The sequence below is a fragment of the Enterobacter cloacae complex sp. BZL2005 genome (assembly GCF_049238885.1).
Lineage (GTDB): Bacteria > Pseudomonadota > Gammaproteobacteria > Enterobacterales > Enterobacteriaceae > Enterobacter > Enterobacter roggenkampii.
On record NZ_JBMKGI010000002.1, the window covers coordinates 550583 to 570051 of the forward strand.

Sequence of the window (19469 nt, forward strand, 5' to 3'; positions counted from 1 at the left end):
TAGATGTTCGCAGGTTTATGTAAATTACATTAAAGGTATAACACCTTTTCTGCCATCTGTATCGCAGCGCTGTCAACGTAGCAGGAGATGTGCGACACATTCCAGCCAGAGATAACTCTAACAATAACAATCAATTAATTCAGAAAACCAGTGTCAGATATACAAAAAACGTGCATCTGTCCTCTGCTTTCCTTGAAGACATCTTAACCCAAATCCACTTTATTTATAAGTCTTATTGCAATATTAAGGATTAAAGAAGAATGTTAAGCTTCTAAACTAATTTTATTAAAATTAACTAAAGTTGCATTTTATAGGTTAATAATAAATAAATTTTAATTTAGATTAAGACTATTCATTAATGGCATTTAACATTAATTTCACATGAGTAACTTTTATCCACAGTATGCTATTACAGAAACAGGCATCAAGCATTCAGGTTTTACGAAAAGTCACTCAGGGTGATTGCCACCTCTGTCCAGCTTACTACTTATTTTTAACAGCACATTATACAGTATTTTGGCAAATGGATAGCACATTTAACCTAACCTCTCGCTAAGCGCGCAACTTTAAGACAGTGAAAAAGCGCACGCGCAGCGAAAAAGATTCATCAATAATTTGCTCCGGGCACAAAATCTTCTCCTGCACACCCTTCAAAACGAAGCGAGGGGGGAGTACATTATTCCGTGCTGACTTCCACGGCAGGGAGCGGCAATAATAGCGAAAAGGTTAAAGGTTCATGTCCCCTATCGAAAAATCCAGCAAGCTAGATAACGTCTGTTATGACATCCGCGGCCCGGTTCTGAAAGAGGCAAAACGCCTTGAAGAAGAAGGCAACAAGGTTCTGAAACTCAACATTGGTAACCCTGCGCCATTTGGTTTTGAAGCGCCGGATGAAATTCTGGTTGATGTGATCCGCAACCTTCCGACTGCACAAGGCTATTGCGATTCAAAAGGACTTTACTCCGCACGTAAAGCCATTATGCAGCACTACCAGGCACGCGGTATGCGTGATGTTACCGTTGAAGATATCTATATCGGCAACGGCGTCTCCGAACTGATTGTGCAGGCAATGCAGGCCCTGCTGAACAGCGGGGACGAAATGCTGGTACCCGCGCCGGACTATCCGCTGTGGACGGCTGCCGTATCACTGTCCAGCGGTAAAGCAGTGCATTATCTGTGCGACGAATCCTCTGACTGGTTCCCGGACCTGGATGATATACGCGCAAAAATTACGCCCCGCACGCGCGGTATCGTCATTATTAACCCCAACAACCCGACGGGCGCGGTTTACTCAAAAGAGCTGCTGATGGAGATCGTCGAGCTGGCCCGCCAGCACAACCTGATCATCTTTGCAGACGAAATTTACGACAAGATCCTCTACGACGCGGCGCAGCACCATTCCATCGCCGCGCTGGCCCCGGACCTGCTGACCGTCACCTTTAACGGCCTGTCCAAAACCTACCGCGTGGCCGGTTTCCGCCAGGGCTGGATGGTGTTAAACGGTCCTAAAAAACACGCCAAAGGCTATATTGAAGGGCTGGAGATGCTGGCCTCCATGCGTTTATGCGCCAACGTGCCGGCGCAGCACGCGATCCAGACCGCGCTCGGCGGCTATCAGAGCATCAGCGAGTTTATCGTGCCCGGTGGACGCCTGTACGAACAGCGTAACCGCGCGTGGGAGCTGATCAACGATATCCCGGGCGTCTCCTGCGTGAAGCCGAACGGGGCGCTCTATATGTTCCCGAAAATTGACGCAAAGCGCTTCAATATCCACGACGACCAGAAAATGGTGCTCGATTTCCTGCTGCAGGAAAAAGTGCTGCTGGTCCAGGGCACGGCGTTTAACTGGCCGTGGCCGGATCACGTGCGTATCGTGACGCTGCCGCGCGAAGATGACCTGGAAATGGCCATCAGCCGTTTCGGCCGCTTCCTCTCCGGATACCATCAGTAACGTTGCCTTTCTGCCGGGTGGCGCTGCGCTTACCCGGCCTGCAAAATCCGCAAATTTGCATCTTGCCTCCCCTCCCCGCACAATGAACGCCTGTCGCAGTGAAGACAAAAGGTAACCTATGAGTCAGAGTCATTTCTTTGCCCACCTCTCCCGCCTGAAACTCATCAACCGCTGGCCGCTGATGCGCAATGTCCGCACGGAAAATGTGTCAGAGCACAGTCTGCAGGTTGCGATGGTCGCTCACGCGCTGGCCGCGATTAAAAATCGCAAATTCAACGGTCAGGTTAATCCAGAGCGCATCGCCCTGCTGGCGATGTACCACGATGCGTCAGAAGTGCTCACCGGCGACCTGCCTACGCCGGTGAAATATTTCAACTCGCAAATTGCGCAGGAATATAAGGCCATTGAGAAAATTGCCCAGCAGAAGCTGATTGAGATGGTGCCCGAAGAGCTTCGTGATATCTTCGAGCCGCTTATCAACGAGCATCAGTACACGGAAGATGAAAAGTCGCTGGTCAAACAGGCCGACGCGCTGTGTGCCTATCTGAAGTGTCTCGAAGAGCTGTCCGCAGGGAATAACGAATTCTTGCTGGCGAAAACGCGCCTGGAAAAAACGCTGGAATCCCGCCGCAGCGAAGAGATGGATTACTTTATGCAGGTGTTTGTACCGAGCTTCCATTTATCGCTGGATGAGATTAGCCAGGATTCTCCCCTCTGATTTTCGCCCAGCGGCGCTGCGCTTGCAGGGCCTGCTGGCTTGTTGGCCGGGTAAGGCGCAGCCGCCACCCGGCAAAATGCTCAGAACGGAAACAGGACCGGTATCAATACCACGCACACCACCATCACCAGCACGGTGAACGGCACGCCCAGCTTCACGAAATCGCTGAACCGGTAGTTCCCCGGTCCCAGCACCAGCGTGTTTACCGGTGAAGAGACCGGCGTCATAAACGCCGCGGAAGCGGCCATCGCCACCATCATCGCAAACGGATACGGCGATACGCCCATGGACTTCGCCATCGCCAGGGCGATAGGTGCCATCAGTACCGCCGTCGCGGTGTTCGAGATAAACAGGCCGATGGTGGCACACATGATAAACAGGCAGACCATCATCATGTATGGCCCATACCCGCCGCCCACGTCCATTAAGCCTTTAACGATCAGGTCTACCCCGCCGGTTTTTTGCAGCGCCAGGGCAAAAGGCATCATCCCGACAATGAGAATGATGCTCGGCCAGTGAATGGCCTTATAGGCGCTTTCGGCGTCAATGCAGCGGAATTTGCCCATCAACAGGCAGGCGATGATTGCGGCGACCGGATTGGGGATCTCATCGGTCAGCATCAGCGCCACCATCAATACCAGGCAAAAAATCGCATGGGGCGCCTGGCTGTGGGCCGGGGAGGCGTCGCTCTCCTCAACGGGCATGTTGAGCACCACAAAATCACGCCCTTTTTGCCCGAGCTGGCTAATCAGCTTCCAGTTACCGACGACGAGAAAAATATCGCCCAGCAGGATCGGCTCATCCACCACCGCCCCTTCCATCGCCACGCCATCGCGCTTCAGCCCCACGACGTTCAGACCATAGCGGGTGCGGAACCCCATCTCCCGCACGGTTTTACCCAGCAGTTCCGACTCCGGGATCAGCGACACCTCGGCCATGCCGACATCCAGCGCCTGATCGGAGAAATACTCCCCGCGCAGCACCATCGGCTCCAGCAGCTGTTCACTGCAGAACTCGCGCAGGTCCACATCCGCGGTGGACATATCAATCAGCAGGACGTCACGCGCGCGGAATTCCGACACCCCGTTGACGTTGACGATCACCCGGCGAAACCGTCGCCAGCGCTCTACGCCGATCACATTCGCGCCATAGCGCTCACGCAGCTTCAGGTCATCCAGCCGCTGCCCCACCATCGGCGAGCCGGGCCGGATCGCCAGACGGCGCGCGCGCCCGGTAAGGCGGTACTCCTTAATCAGATCGCGGAAGGTGCGTCGCTTCCATCCTTCTTTATTTTTGTCCTGTTTTTCACCTTTCAGGGCAAAACGGGTCAGCAGCATGTAGACCACGCCCATGACCAGAATGACCAGCCCAAGCGGGGTGACGCTGAAAAAGCTAAAGCCCTCAAATCCTTCCCGGATCAGTTCGCTGTTGACCACCAGGTTCGGCGGCGTGGCCACCAGGGTCATCATGCCGCTGATAAGCCCGGCAAAGCTCAGGGGCATCATCAGGCGAGAAGGCGAGCTCTGCATCCGCATGGAGACGCTCAGCACCACCGGGATAAAGATAGCGACCACGCCCGTGGAGCTCATAAACGCCCCCAGCCCGGCGACGGTCACCATCAGGTAGATCAGCATCTTGGTTTCGCTGCTGCCCGCCACTTTTACCAGCCACGCCCCCATAATGGTCGCTACGCCGGTGCGCACCAGACCATCCCCTATGATAAACAGGGCGGCAATCAGGATAACGTTGGGATCGCTAAATCCGGAGAAGGCTTCCGGCAGCGTCAGCGTTCCGCTGAGCACAAATGCGACGATAACAAACAGGGCGACGGCGTCCATGCGTACCTTGCCCGTGGCAAAAAGAATGATGGCGATTAAAAGCAGGCTCAGGACCCAAATCAGTTCACCGTTCACAACCTATCCTTGTCAGTGGAAGATGAGGAATTTTGCCATAAAAAAGCCCCAGCAATGTGGGGCCATATCATGGGATTACATTTTTAGCGAGACGGTTACAACTCCGTCAGAGGCTTTTGAAACAGACAGTGCCGTCAGTGAATCCAGCACCAGGTCTGCCTCGTCCAGGCGGGGAGATTCCGCAGGAACGTTAACGGCGATGACGTGGCTTCCTGCGTTCAGCCCGGCCAGTACGCCAGCCGCCGCATCTTCCACCACCACGCACTCTGCAGGGTCCAGGCCCAGCAGTTCAGCGCCCAGTAAAAATGCGTCAGGCTCCGGTTTACCCCGCTTCACGCGCTCCGCCGTGATAAACACGTCCGGCGTTGGCAACCCTGCAGCCTTGTGCCGGGCGTGGGCCACCGGCACGGAACCGGAGGTGACGATAGCCCACGGGATCTGCGCCTCGTTCAGATGCTCAAGCAGCTCGCGCGCGCCCGGTAACGCGGTGATGCCGTCCGTATCGGTGGCTTCAATGTGTTCCAGGTACTTGAACTCCGCCTGAATGTCCTCCTCAGAGCGTCCGGCCAGGAAGTGCCGTAGCGAGGTAATGGCCTGTTTGCCATGGATAAAATTCAGCACGTCCTGATGGTCGATGCCATGTCTGTCAGCCCAATGGCACCAGGAACGTTCCACAACCGGCAGCGAGTCCACCAGCGTACCGTCCAGATCAAACAGAAAACCTCTACACTGCACACGCACCTCCGTCAGGCATTAATGATTTGTTGAATTTCGTTGCTGCTTAAATGGTATTGACGCGGGCAGGCGTGCCACGCGCTCAGCATACGCTGATATTTATCCCACATCGGGGTCTGCGCGTTGAAGCCGTGGGTGCCCGCGTCAAAGTGGGTATAACGTCCTTCCGTATTCACCATGAAGCGCACATAGCTCAGATAACGCGCTTCCGTTGCGGCATCAAAACCTAAGAAGGTCACGCGGCGCTCGTCAATGGACTGCTGATCTTTGAGATTCGTCCAGGACACATGCAGGGCGTGATACATCTCCATAATGTCGATCACGATGCGACAGGTTTCTTCTTTCAGCTCGCCAAACTCGCGGTCCAGTTCGCGCATTTGTAGACCAAAGCCGCGTTCGACGATGGTTTGCAGGCGGCTGTAGCGCGCAGCGTTATCGGGATCAAGCATAGTCATCATCTTGTACTGGTTAGACAAAATCAGACGTTGGGCATGGGTCATTTCCATCTTTCGACTCCTGTAGCGCATTGCACTTAAAAAAAAGACACGGTAACTGATTGTTACTGTGCCCTCTTTTCTTGGTCGTTTCGATGATCAATCACAATTCATCGAGGAATGTTTTATCCAGTTGCTTAAATGCACGCTTTAACGTGTCCGCCAGCGCCTGGTAATCCGGCTTGCCTTCCACCGGGGCGAGCGCCTGCCCGGCCTCTTCCAGTTTACCGCGCACTTCATAAAACCAGTGTAAAATAGAAGGGGGAAGTGGCGTGATGGACCGTTTACCTAACCACCACAGGCCCTGCATTGGCAGGCTTAATGCGAAGAGTGCCGTGGCGACGGCAGGGCCAAGCTGTCCACCGAGCGCAATCTGCCAGCACAGCGTAAAGATAGCGACAGGCGGCATAAAGCGAATCGCATAGCGCGTGGCGCGGATGGTGCGATTCTCAATAAACATCGGCGCAAGGCGCTTTTCCATCGGCCACGTCTTTGCGTAATGCTGTCCCCGACGAAACAGGCTAAAGAAATTAACGGACGGGTTCTCTGGTGTCGACATGGCTGTACCTCAACTTCACATATAAAAATTAAAATTTTCGTGCAAAACCACAACAAGCTATGACAACGTTCAAAATATTTTGTCATCACTACCCCGTATCGGGTATCCTGTGCCAGCCTGATAGGGCCTTAGACGAGAATCATTAGCTCGTCAAATTATTGCATATTATGCCATTGGCTGAAAATTGTGCAAAATGGCATAAAATCATAGTTATTTCTTCCATCATGCCACAATGTTCGTTTGGCATGATGTTAATCATAAATGTCCGGGTCATCATGCGTTACGCTGTTAGACTCACTGACGTTTTTTTAGCCACGTATCAATAATAGGTACTTCCATGTCGAGTAAGTTAGTACTGGTTCTGAACTGCGGTAGCTCCTCACTGAAATTCGCCATCATCGATGCGCTCAACGGTGACGAATACCTCTCTGGTTTGGCCGAATGTTTCCATCTGCCTGAAGCACGTATCAAGTGGAAGATGGACGGCAGCAAACAAGAAGCGGCTTTAGGTGCAGGCGCCGCTCACAGTGAAGCGCTGAACTTTATCGTTAACACTATTCTGGCACAAAAACCAGAACTGTCTGCTCAGCTGACTGCGATTGGTCACCGTATCGTCCACGGCGGCGAAAAATACACCAGCTCCGTGGTGATCGACGACTCTGTGATCCAGGGCATCAAAGACTCAGCCTCTTTCGCACCGCTGCACAACCCGGCTCACCTGATCGGTATCGCTGAAGCGCTGAAATCCTTCCCGAATCTGAAAGACAAAAACGTGGCCGTATTCGACACCGCGTTCCATCAGACCATGCCGGAAGAGTCTTACCTCTATGCCCTGCCATACAGCCTGTACAAAGAGCACGGCGTACGTCGCTACGGCGCGCACGGCACCAGCCACTTCTATGTGACTCAGGAAGCGGCAAAAGTGCTGAACAAGCCGGTTGAAGAACTGAACATCATCACCTGCCACCTGGGCAACGGTGGTTCTGTTTCTGCTATCCGCAACGGTAAATGTGTTGATACGTCCATGGGTCTGACCCCGCTGGAAGGTCTGGTGATGGGTACCCGTTCCGGTGACATCGACCCGGCGATCATCTTCCACCTGCACGACACCCTGGGCATGAGCGTTGACCAGATCAACAAAATGCTGACCAAAGAGTCTGGCCTGCTGGGTCTGACCGAAGTCACCAGCGACTGCCGTTACGTTGAAGACAACTACGCAGAGAAAGAAGACGCTAAACGTGCAATGGACGTTTACTGCCACCGTCTGGCGAAATACATCGGCTCTTACACTGCGCTGATGGAAGGCCGTCTGGACGCGGTTATCTTCACCGGTGGTATCGGTGAGAACGCGGCAATGGTTCGTGAACTGTCCCTGGGCAAACTGGGCGTTCTGGGCTTCGAGGTTGATCACGAGCGTAACCTGGCTGCCCGCTTCGGCAAGTCTGGCTTCATCAACAAAGAAGGCACCCGCCCTGCTCTCGTTATCCCAACTAACGAAGAACTGGTCATCGCGCAAGACGCGCACCGCCTGACTGCCTGATTCCACACCGCCAGCAATGCTGGCGGTGCTGTTTTGTAACCCGCCCGATTTGGGCGGTAACGAAAGAGGATAAACCGTGTCCCGTACTATTATGCTGATCCCTACCGGAACCAGCGTCGGCCTGACCAGCGTCAGCCTTGGCGTTATCCGTGCTATGGAACGCAAAGGCGTTCGTCTGAGCGTCTTTAAGCCAATCGCCCAGCCACGTGCCGGTGGCGATGCACCAGACCAGACCACCACCATCGTTCGCAAGAACTCCAATCTGCCGGCGGCTGAACCGCTGAAGATGAGCCACGTTGAGTCTCTGCTCTCCAGCAACCAGAAAGACGTGCTGATGGAAGAGATCATCGCCAACTACCATGCTAACGCGCAAGACGCGGAAGTGGTGCTGGTTGAAGGTCTGGTTCCAACCCGCAAACACCAGTTTGCCCAGTCTCTGAACTTCGAAATCGCGAAAACCCTGAACGCAGAGATCGTTTTCGTGATGTCTCAGGGCACTGACACCCCGGAACAACTGAACGAGCGTATCGAACTGACGCGCAGCAGCTTCGGCGGCGCGAAAAATACCAACATCACCGGCGTGATCGTCAACAAGCTGAACGCGCCAGTGGATGAGCAGGGCCGTACTCGCCCTGACCTGTCCGAGATCTTCGACGACTCGTCCAAAGCGAAAGTCATCAAAGTTGACCCGGCTAAGCTGCAGGAATCCAGCCCGCTTCCGGTTCTGGGCGCGGTGCCATGGAGCTTCGATCTGATTGCCACCCGTGCAATCGACATGGCGCGTCACCTGAACGCGACCGTGATTAACGAAGGCGACATTAACACCCGTCGCGTGAAGTCCGTGACCTTCTGTGCGCGTAGCATTCCGCACATGCTGGAACACTTCCGCGCAGGTTCCCTGCTGGTGACCTCCGCAGACCGTCCTGACGTGCTGGTTGCAGCCTGCCTGGCCGCAATGAACGGCGTGGAAATCGGTGCGATCCTGCTGACCGGTGCCTACGAGATGGACCCACGCGTCAGCAAGCTGTGCGAACGCGCGTTCGCTACCGGCCTGCCGGTCTTTATGGTGAACACCAACACCTGGCAGACCTCCCTGAGCCTGCAGAGCTTCAACCTGGAAGTGCCGGTTGATGACCACGAGCGTATCGAGAAAGTACAGGAATACGTTGCGGGCTACATCAACGCAGACTGGATCGAATCCCTGACCGCGACCTCCGAGCGCAGCCGCCGTCTGTCTCCTCCAGCCTTCCGTTACCAGCTGACCGAGCTGGCGCGTAAAGCGGGCAAACGCGTTGTTCTGCCAGAAGGCGACGAACCACGTACCGTTAAAGCGGCGGCTATCTGTGCAGAGCGCGGCATCGCGACCTGTGTGCTGCTGGGTAACCCGGATGAGATCAACCGCGTAGCGGCCTCTCAGGGCGTTGAGCTGGGCGCTGGCATCGAAATCGTTGACCCGGAAGTGGTTCGCGAAAGCTACGTCGCCCGTCTGGTTGAGCTGCGTAAGAGCAAGGGCATGACCGAAGCCGTTGCGCGTGAGCAGCTGGAAGACAACGTGGTGCTGGGCACGCTGATGCTGGAGCAGGACGAAGTTGACGGTCTGGTTTCCGGTGCGGTTCACACCACGGCGAACACCATCCGTCCACCGCTGCAGCTGATCAAAACCGCGCCAGGCAGCTCTCTGGTGTCTTCCGTGTTCTTCATGCTGCTGCCTGAACAGGTTTACGTTTACGGCGACTGCGCGATCAACCCGGATCCAACCGCAGAGCAGCTGGCAGAGATCGCTATCCAGTCCGCAGACTCCGCGACCGCTTTCGGTATCGAGCCGCGCGTGGCGATGCTCTCCTACTCCACCGGCACATCTGGTGCAGGTAGCGACGTAGAGAAAGTGCGTGAAGCGACCCGTATTGCGCAGGAAAAACGCCCTGATCTGATGATCGACGGCCCGCTGCAGTACGATGCCGCAGTCATGGCTGACGTTGCAAAATCCAAAGCGCCGAACTCGCCGGTTGCAGGTCGCGCTACCGTGTTCATCTTCCCGGATCTCAACACCGGTAACACCACCTACAAAGCGGTACAGCGTTCTGCCGACCTGATCTCCATCGGGCCAATGCTGCAGGGCATGCGCAAACCTGTGAACGACCTGTCTCGTGGCGCACTGGTAGACGATATCGTTTACACCATCGCGCTGACAGCGATCCAGTCTTCGCAGCAGCAGTAATGTATTGCCGGATGGCGCTTCGCTTATCCGGCCTACAAAACCGTAGGCCCGGTAAGCGCTAGCGCCACCGGGCAACAAAAAGGCGACCACTTAACCGGTCGCCTTTTTTATTTACAGCAGCTCTCTCGCCGCCGATACAATGTCATGTGCCGTCAGGCCATACTCTTTCTGCAGGAAATCCTGCGTTCCCACCTGGCCGTAACGCTCCTTGACCCCGACCCGCCGCATCGGCACCGGACAGGTTTCCACCAGCACTTCCGCTACCGCCGACCCCAGGCCGTTGTGAATGCTGTGGTTTTCGCAGGTGACGATGCGCCCGGTTTTCTCGGCGTAGTTTTTCACCAACATTCGGTCGATAGGCTTCAGGGTAAACATGTCGATGACCGCCGCGCTGACCCCCTCCTGCTCTAGCTGGCGCGCCGCCTCCAGCGCCTCCGCCACCATGATGCCGTTGGCAATCAGCGTGATATCACTGCCTTCGCGCAGCACGTTGCCTTTGCCAATGGTAAAGGTCGAGCCCGGCGCATAGACGCTCGGCGCCTGCTTGCGGATGGTGCGCACCCAGTAAAAGCCTTCGAGGTCGATAAGCTGACGCAGTACGTCCTCGAACATCACCGCGTCTGTGACCTCCAGCACCACCGAATGCGCCAGACCGCGCACGATGCCCATATCTTCGAACGACATGTGCGTCCCGCCGTTGTGGCAGGCCGTCACGCCCGCGTCTGAAGCAATCACCTTCACGTTGTTACGCTGGTAGTCCAGGGACATAAACAGCTGGTCGAAGCAGCGGCGGCTGGCAAACGCGGTGAAGGTATGAACGAACGGCTTGCGGCCGGTAAGCGACAGCCCGGCTGCCGTGCCGATGACGTTAGCTTCCATAATGCCGCAGTTAATCACGTGCTGCGGATAATCGCGCGCCACGCCGTCCATCGCCATCGAGCTCATCAGGTCGGCTTCAAGCGCAATGATGTCGCTTCCGGCCTCAATCTGCTTTGCCACGAAGCCCGCGTAAACTTTACGCATCTCAACGGCGTCTTTCTGTCCTGCCGGTGCAACCTTAATCATGTGAAGCCTCCAGTTGGCGAATCGTCTCGTTGAGGGCCGCTTTACTCTCCGCGGTCAATCGCAGGTGATGCGAGTTGCTGAGCTGCTCCAGATACGGCACCCCCTGGCCTTTGATGCTGTCAAGGATCACCACCCGCGGGCGAGCGTCCGCGGCAGGCACCCGGGACGTTACCGCCAGCAGCGCAGGAATGTCGTCCCCCTTGACCGTCACCACGTCAAAGCCAAAGGCGCGGAATTTGCCCTCGAGGTCGAACGCGCAGATGATCTCGTCCAGCTCGCCGTCGAGCTGCTGTTTGTTCCAGTCGACAAATACCGTCAGGTTGTTCAGGCGATGGTGGGCAATAAACTGGAACGCTTCCCAGCACTGCCCCTCGTTCAGCTCGCCGTCGCCGACGATGCAGAAGACCCGATTCGGCCGCCCTGCCAGCCTGTGCGACAGCGCCATGCCGCCGGCGATGGAAATCCCCTGTCCCAGCGAACCGGTGGTAGCATCTACGCCGCGCGTTTTCAGACGGTCCGGGTGGCTCGGCAGGCGCGTCCCGTTTTGGTTGAGCGTGCTCAGCTCTTCTGTCGGGAAGTAGCCCTTGATCGCCAGGGTGCTGTAGAGCGCGGGGCCCGCATGGCCTTTTGACAGCACAAAGTAGTCTCGCTCCGGCCAGTCCGGGTCCGCCGGGTCGATTTTCATCACCGCGCCGTACAGCACGGCCAGGGTTTCAACCACCGACATGCTGCCCCCGTAGTGCCCAAAGCCCAGCTGCGTCAGGGATTTCAGCGTCTCCAGGCGGATCTGACGCGCGAGTTCGGTTATCTCTTTCTCATTCATGATTTGGCTCCGGTGTTTTCCTGCGCGTTACCGCCCGCAGGTTTGTTTTTCGCGAAGACGTTGTACGCCACCAGCAGCGCGAACAGCGCCACGACCAGCCCGGTGATGGCCAGCGGCGACAGGAAGCGCGCCAGGTTGCCGAGCACAATCCCAACCGCGCCGAAGTCGGCGTCAGAGAAGGTGGTGTTGGCAAAGCCAATGGCGCCCAGTACCGGCAGCAGCAGGACCGGCAGGAAGGTAATCAGCAGGCCGTTGGCGAAAGCGCCTATCATTGCCCCGCGGCGTCCGCCGGTGGCGTTACCGAACACGCCCGCGGTTGCGCCGGTGAAGAAGTGCGGCACCACGCCCGGGAGGATCAACACCCAGCTAAACTGACCGCAGATGAACAACCCCACAATCCCGCCGAGGAAGCTGAACAGGAAGCCAATCAGCACCGCGTTAGGTGCATAGGGATACACCACCGGGCAGTCCAGCGCAGGACGCGCGTTCGGCACCAGTTTTTCCGAGAAGCCGGTAAAGGCCGGGACGATTTCCGCCAGAATCAGGCGTACGCCCTGCAGGATGATGAACACGCCTGCCGCGAAAGTGATAGCCATGATGATGGCGTACACGAGGTAGTTCTGACCGGCGCTGAAGGTGGCCTCGACGTACTCACGCCCGGCGCTCACCGCCATGATCAGGTAGATAATCATCATGGTCAGGGAGATGGAGATTGAGCTGTCGCGCAGGAAGCTCAGGTTCTTCGGCAGGTTCATCTCTTCGGTTGAGCGGGAACCTTTACCTACCTTGCTGCCAATCCAGCCGGACAGCACGTAGCCCAGCGTGCCGAAGTGGCCGAAGGCAATCTCATCGTTGCCGGTAATGCGCTTCATGTAGCGCTGCGCAATCGCCGGGAAGAAAGCCATGATCAGGCCGAGGATCAGCGACCCGGTAAAGACCAGCCCTACGCCTTCAAAGCCCGCCACCGTCAGGATCACGCCAATCATGCACGCCATATAAAACGTATGGTGCCCGGTCAGGAAGATGTACTTCAGGCGGGTAAAGCGGGCGACGATAATATTCGCCACCATCCCGAAGGCCATAATCAGCGCGGTCGCTGCACCGTATTTTTCGAGTGCAATGGACACAATGGCTTCATTATTTGGAATAATGCCCTGAATAGTAAAAGCGTGTTCAAACATGCCGCCTAACGGATTTAATGATCCCACCAGCACCGTGGCGCCGCCGCCCAGCACAATAAAGCCGAGAATGGTTTTAATCGTCCCTTTCACCACGTCCGAAAACGTTTTTTTCTGCGCAACCAGACCAATAAGCGCAATTAAGCCGACCAGCACCGAAGGGACTTTTAAAATATCAACAACGAAATTCAGCGTTTCAAGGATAAACATATCCACCTCGCCTTATCAGGGTTATTGTCTTTCGAACCAGGCGCGCAGCTGCGCTTCAAGTTCGTTGATGTCGATGATGTTGTTGATCACCACCAGCTGGCTGTCCGGCACGCTGGCGCTGGCCGCAATGTCTTTTGCCATCACGAACAGATCGGCCGCGCCCGGCGTCGCCGAGGAGAGATCGGAGTGTTCAACCTCAGCCTCAATCTCCAGCTTTTTGAGCACCTTTTTAATATTCATTTCGACCATAAAACTGCTGCCCAGGCCAGAACCGCAAATAGCCATGATTTTCATTGTTGTCCCCTTATTTTGAGTAGAGTACGCCCCATCACGCTGACGCGTAATGTAGTGAAAAACCGGATTACAGAATTAAATCAGAAGCGGTTAATAATTGTTTTAATTTCCTCCAGGGTATTCGCCTGATGCAGTTTCTCCATCTCCTCGTCGCTGGAAAATAATTCTGCGAGTGCGGATATCATTTCGATATGGCTATGTTTGTCAGGTGCCGCGAGCATGATAATCACATCGACAGGGTCAAACTCACCGGCACCAAACGAGACGCCCTGTTTTAGTTTTAATAACGACAACCCCAGTCCTTTGGCGCCTTCCTCCGGCCGCGCATGCGGCATCGCCAGCCCTGGTGCCAGCACATAATAAGGTCCTAACGCGTGGTGCTGCTTGATGATGGCCTTGACGTAGTCAGGCTCAATCACCTGCAAATCCAGCAGCGGCTTCGCGCACAGCTTCAGCGCCTGCGGCCAGTCTTCCACGCTCTCCTGCAGCGTGATGGTTGTATCATATATCCATTTTTTGAGCACTTTTCACTCCCGCCACACGTTTAAGATGAGCAAACTTTATTCAACGCATCGCGGAATGACTGCGATCGCGATCACAAAGATAGCGCTACCAATCGTTAACATGCAGAAATGTGATAGCGCTATCAAATTGCAATCACGTTGCTAAATCACAGCAAAAAAAGGGATTTAAGGCGTATACTGCCTGTCACGTGAAACGAAGGAAAAAAAGAACGCGTCTGGTCAGCAGGAAGGTGTATGTCTCTAACCCGAAAACGGCGCAGTACTGGTAAAGTGACACTCGCCGATGTCGCACAGCTTGCCGGTGTGGGCACGATGACCGTGTCCCGTGCGCTTCGCACGCCCGAACAGGTTTCCGATAAACTACGAGAAAAAATTGAAGCTGCCGTGCAGGAGCTGGGTTATATGCCTAATCTTGCCGCCAGTGCCCTTGCCTCGGCGTCGTCATGGACGATAGCCATGGTGGTGCCCAACCTCTCCGAAGCCGGCTGCTCGGAGATGTTCGCCGGGCTTCAGCAGGTGCTGCAGCCTGCCGGATATCAGATCATGCTGGCAGAATCCCAGCATCGTCTTGAGCAGGAGGAGAAGTTGCTGGAGACGCTGCTGGCGTCAAATATCGCCGCAGCGATTTTGCTCAGCGTTGAACATACCGACACCGTTCGCCACTGGCTGAAAAACGCCTCGATTCCGGTGATGGAGATGGGCGCCATGCGCGCCGATCCGATTGATATGAACATCGGGATTGATAACGTGGCGGCCATGTTTGAGCTCACGGAGATGGTCATTAAGCGCGGCTATCAAAACATTGGCCTGCTGTGCGCCAACCAGGAGCAGTGGATTTTCCAGCAGCATCTGCAGGGCTGGTATAAAGCCATGCTTCGCCACCATATGTCGCCTAACCGGGTCATTAACGCGGCGATGCCGCCGAGCTTCTCGACCGGCGCGGCGCAGCTGCCCGAATTCCTGCTGGCATGGCCTGAGCTGGATGCGCTGGTGTGCGTCTCTGACGAGCTGGCCTGCGGCGCGCTGTACGAGTGCCAGCGCAGGCGAATCAAAGTGCCGGACGATCTGGCAGTGGTAGGGTTTGGCGATAGCGACGTGAGCCGCGTCTGTCAGCCGCCGCTGACGACCATGGCGGTGCCGCATCGTAAGATTGGCATCGAAGCCGGGAAAGCGCTACTGGAGCGCCTGAATGGCGGAGACTGGCGCGATCAAAAGCCCATCGCGTCCAGCCTGTGTCTGAGAGAGAGCTGCTGACGCTTACTCAGCCTCTTCCTCTTTTTCTGATTTGGTCGATTCGTTTTTGGCGTTGCGGGTCATCCACAGCGCCAGCGCTTTTAACGAATCCGGCGTGAACTCGTCGCAGCGCGCGGTGATCTCTTCCGGCGTCATCCAGCTGACTTCACTCACTTCTTCTTCCTGCAGAGCGAACGGGCCGTGGGAGACGCAGCTAAACAGCCCGCCCCAGACGCGGCAGTTCTCGTCTTCGAAATAGAACTGACCGTGCTCGGCAAACGGCACGCCGGCGATGCCTAACTCCTCTTCCGCTTCACGACGCGCAGAATCCAGCAGCACTTCATCCGCCTGGACGACGCCGCCTGCAGTGGCATCCAGCATACCCGGGAGAAAATCTTTGGTGTCCGTGCGGCGCTGAACCAGAATTTTACCCATACCGTCATGCACAACGATATATGTCGCACGGTGGCGCAGGCGCTCCGCACGCATTTGCTCGCGGCTGGCCTGCGCGATCACTTCATTCTCTTCGTTGACAATGTCAACCCACTCTGTACTTGCCAAATGACTCTGCTCCACCATCGGGAAACCTTCTTTTCTAAGCGCTCTTTCGGCGCGTTTGCAGTTGAGGTGTAACTTACGGATTAATCGCTACCTGCGCAATAACTTGCTGATCATTAAGTGCGATAACGCTCAGGGTATTTCCTTCCAGCATGCCGTAGCTCGCAGGATACCCGCCTTTTGGGATGCTGACCGAGCCCGGATTAAAGTGATAAATCTCACCGCGTTTTTCCGCAACCGGAATATGAGTATGACCGTAAACCAGGACATCGCCAGCCGCGAGGGCCGGGAGATTATCCGGGCTGAAAAGATGCCCGTGGGTCAGGAACAGACGGTGTTGTTCGAGCAGCACCTGCTGCCACGGCGCGGTAATGGGAAAATGCAGCAGCATCTGGTCCACTTCGCTGTCACAGTTGCCGCGAACGGCGATGATGCGCGAGGCATACGGGTTGAGTTTTTCCGCGACCTGCGCAGGGTCATAGCCTTCCGGCAGCGCGTTGCGTGGGCCGTGATTCAACACGTCACCCAGAATAATCAGCCACTTCGCACCGCTTTTCTCAAACAGAGAAAGGACACGCTCGGTCGCGGGCAGCGATCCATGGATATCCGACGCAAACATCAGTTTCATCAGTCACTCCTCGGGAAAACAAACTGCCCCCATCATACCTGAAGCGTCAGGGCTTATCAGCCCGCGCGCTTAGCCGAGAGTGCCACATAGCGCTGTACGGAGGCACGCTGCCACTGGAATGCGGCATAATCCACCAGCAGCTGCGGCACCTCATCACCGTTGAGGATCAGGCGGTTTAGCATCAACGCCAGATCGGCATCCGCAATGCACCACTCGCCGAACAGGTTTGGGTTGCCATGGGCGAGCAGTAAGGAGGCGGTTCCAATCAGCTTCTGCGCGCTTTCCTGGCCTTCTGCGCTGAGGTCGGGCTTTTTCACCCCGGCAAACACGACGTCCGTCGAGCGTTCCACGCGAATCGGCACCAGATCGCTGCGCAGCCACGCCTGGATCTGCCGCGCCCGGGCGCGCTTTTGCAGATCGTGAGGATAGATACGCTCCCACTCCGGGGGGGCGAACCGATCTTCCAGATACTCATCGATCGCTGACGATTCGCTCAGGGCAAATCCATCAATCTCCAGCACCGGCACGCGTCGGGTCAGATCGTAGCCCTGCCACTGCGGCTTGAGATGTTCACCGCCGTCGAGATCAACGGTCTTCAGGGTAAAAGCGAGTCCTTTTTCGGCCAGCGCAACGTAAACGCTCATGACATAGGGAGAAAAGAAGTTCGCATCGGACCACAACGTGATGACGGGCTGGTTCATAACATCCTCATAGGCTGATCGGTTTTTACTCAACATATAATCTCTTTGCCTCGCTGTCACTTGATGAAAACTCACGATTTACAACAACCACCTATACTCATTTGTCATGGCACCACTATTCGCATGGACAGGAGTTGAGAATGATCGACCTTTATTATGCCCCTACCCCAAACGGCCATAAGATCACCCTCTTTCTTGAAGAAGCCGAGCTGGATTACAGGATCATTCGCGTGGATATCAGCAAAGGCGAGCAGTTCAGCCCTCTCTTTCTGGCTATCTCGCCGAATAATAAAATCCCGGCCATCATTGATAACCAGCCGGCGGACGGGGGCAGACCGTTGAGCCTGTTTGAATCCGGTGAAATTTTGCTCTACCTGGCGGAGAAAACCGGCAAGCTGCTGAGCGGCGAACTGCGCGAGCGCCACCATACGCTGCAATGGCTTTTCTGGCAGGCAAGCGGGCTGGGCCCCATGCTGGGACAAAATCATCATTTTACCGCTTACGCCCCGCAACCCATTCCTTATGCGATAGAGCGCTATCAGGTTGAGACGCAGCGGCTCTACGACGTTCTGAACCGTCGGCTGGAGAAAACGCCGTGGCTCGGGGGCGATCATTACAGTATTGCCGACATCGCCTGCTGGCCGTGGGTGAATACGCATGAAAAACACCGAATTGACCTGGCCGCTTACCCGGCGGTGAACAACTGGTTTGAGCGCATCCGGACCCGCCCGGCGACCGAGCGAGCGATGCAAAAAATCCAGCAAATTTAACCCGGTATGAGGCTGGGTGCCTGTGAGGCTCTCATGTATTATGGGCAGGAAATACTGACACGGAGAAGACCTGCAATGTCACAGCCAGACGCCATTATTCGTATAAAAAATTTACGCCTGCGTACCTTCATCGGTATCAAAGAGGAAGAGATCGCCAACCGTCAGGATATTGTTATTAACGTGGTGATTCACTACTCCGCAGACAAAGCGCGCGCCAGCGAAGACATCAATGACGCGCTGAACTACCGCACAATCACCAAGAACATTATCCAGTTTGTGGAGAATAACCGTTTCTCTCTGCTGGAAAAATTAACTCAGGATGTGCTCGATATCGCACGCGAACATCACTGGGTCACTTATGCTGAAGTTGAGATCGATAAACTTCACGCCCTGCGTTACGCCGACTCCGTCTCTATGACGTTAAGCTGGAAACGCCAGGCGTAAACCTGGAGGTTGTATGAAGATTTTGCTGACCGGCGGTACTGGCCTGATTGGTCGTCACCTCATTGCGCGTCTGCAGGCCTTGCACCACGACATCACCGTGGTCACGCGCAGCCCGGAAAAAGCGCGTCAGGTGCTAGGGGCAGGTGTTGATATCTGGAAAAATCTGGCCGAGCAGCAAAATCTGGACGGTTTCGACGCCGTTATTAACCTCGCGGGAGAACCCATCGCCGATAAGCGCTGGACGGAAGAGCAAAAACAGCTGTTATGCAGCAGCCGGTGGAACATTACCGAAAAGCTGGTCGAGCTGATCCGCAACAGCCATACGCCGCCTTCCGTGCTGATTTCGGGTTCCGCAGTAGGCTATTACGGCGATCTTGGCGAGGTGGTGGTGACCGAGGAAGAGCCTCCCCATAACGAGTTTACCCATAAGCTCTGCGCCCAGTGGGAGCGTATTGCCTGCGCGGCGCAGAGCGATCGGACCCGCGTTTGCCTGCTGCGGACCGGTGTCGTCCTCGCGCCGAAAGGCGGCATTCTGGCGAAGATGCTTCCCCCTTTCAGGCTAGGACTCGGTGGCCCCATCGGCAATGGCCGTCAGTATATGGCGTGGATCCATATCGACGATATGGTCAACGGGATTCTCTGGCTGCTGGATAACGATCTGCGCGGGCCGTTTAACATGGTTGCGCCGTATCCGGTGCGAAATGAACAGTTTGCCCACGCGCTGGGACATGCCCTGCACCGCCCGGCGATATTGCGCGTGCCTGCGACGGCGATTCGGCTGCTGATGGGTGAAGCGTCTGTTCTGGTTCTGGGCGGACAGAGAGCGCTGCCAAAACGGCTGGAAGCGGCCGGGTTTGCGTTCCGCTGGTATGAATTAGAAGAGGCGCTGGGGGATGTGGTGCGGTGAATATGG

The 19469-nt window shown here is 55.8% G+C and carries 20 protein-coding genes; 8 read left to right on the forward strand and 12 right to left on the reverse strand.

All coding sequences use genetic code 11. The features are described 5' to 3' along the window. Positions 1–736: 736 nt before the first annotated feature. On the forward strand, positions 737–1951 hold the full coding sequence (gene alaA, locus ACOTXI_RS07025; protein WP_008500204.1) for an alanine transaminase AlaA: 1215 nt from the start codon (positions 737–739) through the stop codon (positions 1949–1951). A gap of 118 nt (positions 1952–2069) precedes the next feature. Beyond that, complete coding sequence (gene yfbR, locus ACOTXI_RS07030) at positions 2070–2669, forward strand: 5'-deoxynucleotidase (RefSeq protein WP_008503531.1); 600 nt, start codon at positions 2070–2072, stop codon at positions 2667–2669. Between the two features lie 80 nt (positions 2670–2749). Here the strand turns inward: yfbR and ACOTXI_RS07035 are convergent, their stop codons facing one another. The 4 genes from ACOTXI_RS07035 to yfbV form a co-directional block, all read right to left on the reverse strand. Further along, positions 2750–4582, reverse strand: coding sequence for an SLC13 family permease (locus ACOTXI_RS07035; RefSeq protein ID WP_021241559.1), 1833 nt, complete (start codon positions 4580–4582; stop codon positions 2750–2752). Positions 4583–4657: 75 nt separating this feature from the next. After that, positions 4658–5317: a sugar phosphatase gene (locus tag ACOTXI_RS07040; RefSeq protein ID WP_021241560.1), complete on the reverse strand. Its 660-nt coding sequence runs from the start codon at positions 5315–5317 to the stop codon at positions 4658–4660. Between the two features lie 11 nt (positions 5318–5328). Next, positions 5329–5823, reverse strand: coding sequence for a YfbU family protein (locus ACOTXI_RS07045; protein ID WP_008502874.1), 495 nt, complete (start codon positions 5821–5823; stop codon positions 5329–5331). A gap of 91 nt (positions 5824–5914) precedes the next feature. After that, positions 5915–6370 (reverse strand): terminus macrodomain insulation protein YfbV, encoded by a 456-nt coding sequence (yfbV, locus tag ACOTXI_RS07050; RefSeq protein ID WP_045407718.1) that lies wholly within the window; start codon positions 6368–6370, stop codon positions 5915–5917. 337 nt (positions 6371–6707) lie between these two features. On the opposite strand from yfbV, the gene ackA reads away from it, so the two are divergent. Then, positions 6708–7910, forward strand: coding sequence for an acetate kinase (gene ackA, locus ACOTXI_RS07055; protein ID WP_045334289.1), 1203 nt, complete (start codon positions 6708–6710; stop codon positions 7908–7910). A gap of 76 nt (positions 7911–7986) precedes the next feature. Beyond that, a complete protein-coding gene (gene pta / locus ACOTXI_RS07060) occupies positions 7987–10128 on the forward strand; it encodes a phosphate acetyltransferase (RefSeq protein ID WP_008502877.1) in 2142 nt (713 codons plus the stop codon). Between the two features lie 111 nt (positions 10129–10239). Here the strand turns inward: pta and ACOTXI_RS07065 are convergent, their stop codons facing one another. The 5 genes from ACOTXI_RS07065 to ACOTXI_RS07085 form a co-directional block, all read right to left on the reverse strand. Continuing rightward, positions 10240–11193: a transketolase family protein gene (locus ACOTXI_RS07065; protein WP_058654840.1), complete on the reverse strand. Its 954-nt coding sequence runs from the start codon at positions 11191–11193 to the stop codon at positions 10240–10242. After that, complete coding sequence (locus tag ACOTXI_RS07070) at positions 11186–12016, reverse strand: transketolase (RefSeq protein ID WP_058654839.1); 831 nt, start codon at positions 12014–12016, stop codon at positions 11186–11188. The genes ACOTXI_RS07065 and ACOTXI_RS07070 overlap by 8 nt, the downstream gene beginning before the upstream one ends. Beyond that, positions 12013–13404, reverse strand: a complete 1392-nt coding sequence (locus tag ACOTXI_RS07075) for a PTS ascorbate transporter subunit IIC (protein WP_032675242.1) — start codon at positions 13402–13404, stop codon at positions 12013–12015. Before ACOTXI_RS07075 ends, ACOTXI_RS07070 begins: the two co-directional genes overlap by 4 nt. Before the next feature lie 21 nt (positions 13405–13425). After that, a complete protein-coding gene (locus ACOTXI_RS07080) occupies positions 13426–13698 on the reverse strand; it encodes a PTS sugar transporter subunit IIB (protein WP_008502881.1) in 273 nt (90 codons plus the stop codon). Between the two features lie 80 nt (positions 13699–13778). Next, a complete protein-coding gene (locus tag ACOTXI_RS07085) occupies positions 13779–14222 on the reverse strand; it encodes a PTS sugar transporter subunit IIA (RefSeq protein ID WP_058654838.1) in 444 nt (147 codons plus the stop codon). A 234-nt stretch (positions 14223–14456) separates the two neighbouring features. Here ACOTXI_RS07085 and ACOTXI_RS07090 point away from each other — a divergent pair, with 234 nt between their 5' ends. Beyond that, positions 14457–15476, forward strand: coding sequence for a LacI family DNA-binding transcriptional regulator (locus tag ACOTXI_RS07090; protein ID WP_021241565.1), 1020 nt, complete (start codon positions 14457–14459; stop codon positions 15474–15476). A 3-nt stretch (positions 15477–15479) separates the two neighbouring features. Here the strand turns inward: ACOTXI_RS07090 and yfcD are convergent, their stop codons facing one another. From yfcD to yfcF, 3 genes are read right to left on the reverse strand one after another with little or no spacing between them, the layout of a single operon-like run. Continuing rightward, a complete protein-coding gene (gene yfcD, locus ACOTXI_RS07095; protein WP_008502582.1) occupies positions 15480–16034 on the reverse strand; it encodes an NUDIX hydrolase YfcD in 555 nt (184 codons plus the stop codon). Positions 16035–16089: 55 nt separating this feature from the next. After that, entirely contained in the window at positions 16090–16641 is a 552-nt protein-coding gene (gene yfcE, locus ACOTXI_RS07100; protein WP_023325771.1) for a phosphodiesterase, read from the reverse strand. Between the two features lie 56 nt (positions 16642–16697). Next, positions 16698–17342 carry a glutathione transferase gene (gene yfcF, locus ACOTXI_RS07105; protein ID WP_058654836.1) on the reverse strand — a complete coding sequence of 215 codons (645 nt, stop codon included), beginning with the start codon at positions 17340–17342 and terminating at the stop codon, positions 16698–16700. 140 nt (positions 17343–17482) lie between these two features. On the opposite strand from yfcF, the gene yfcG reads away from it, so the two are divergent. The 3 genes from yfcG (at position 17483) to ACOTXI_RS07120 (ending at position 19463) form a co-directional block, all read left to right on the forward strand. Continuing rightward, entirely contained in the window at positions 17483–18112 is a 630-nt protein-coding gene (yfcG, locus tag ACOTXI_RS07110) for a GSH-dependent disulfide bond oxidoreductase (protein ID WP_008502585.1), read from the forward strand. A 75-nt stretch (positions 18113–18187) separates the two neighbouring features. Beyond that, positions 18188–18556: a dihydroneopterin triphosphate 2'-epimerase gene (folX, locus tag ACOTXI_RS07115; RefSeq protein WP_047748495.1), complete on the forward strand. Its 369-nt coding sequence runs from the start codon at positions 18188–18190 to the stop codon at positions 18554–18556. A 13-nt stretch (positions 18557–18569) separates the two neighbouring features. Next, entirely contained in the window at positions 18570–19463 is an 894-nt protein-coding gene (locus ACOTXI_RS07120) for a TIGR01777 family oxidoreductase (RefSeq protein ID WP_008502587.1), read from the forward strand. Positions 19464–19469: the final 6 nt, after the last annotated feature.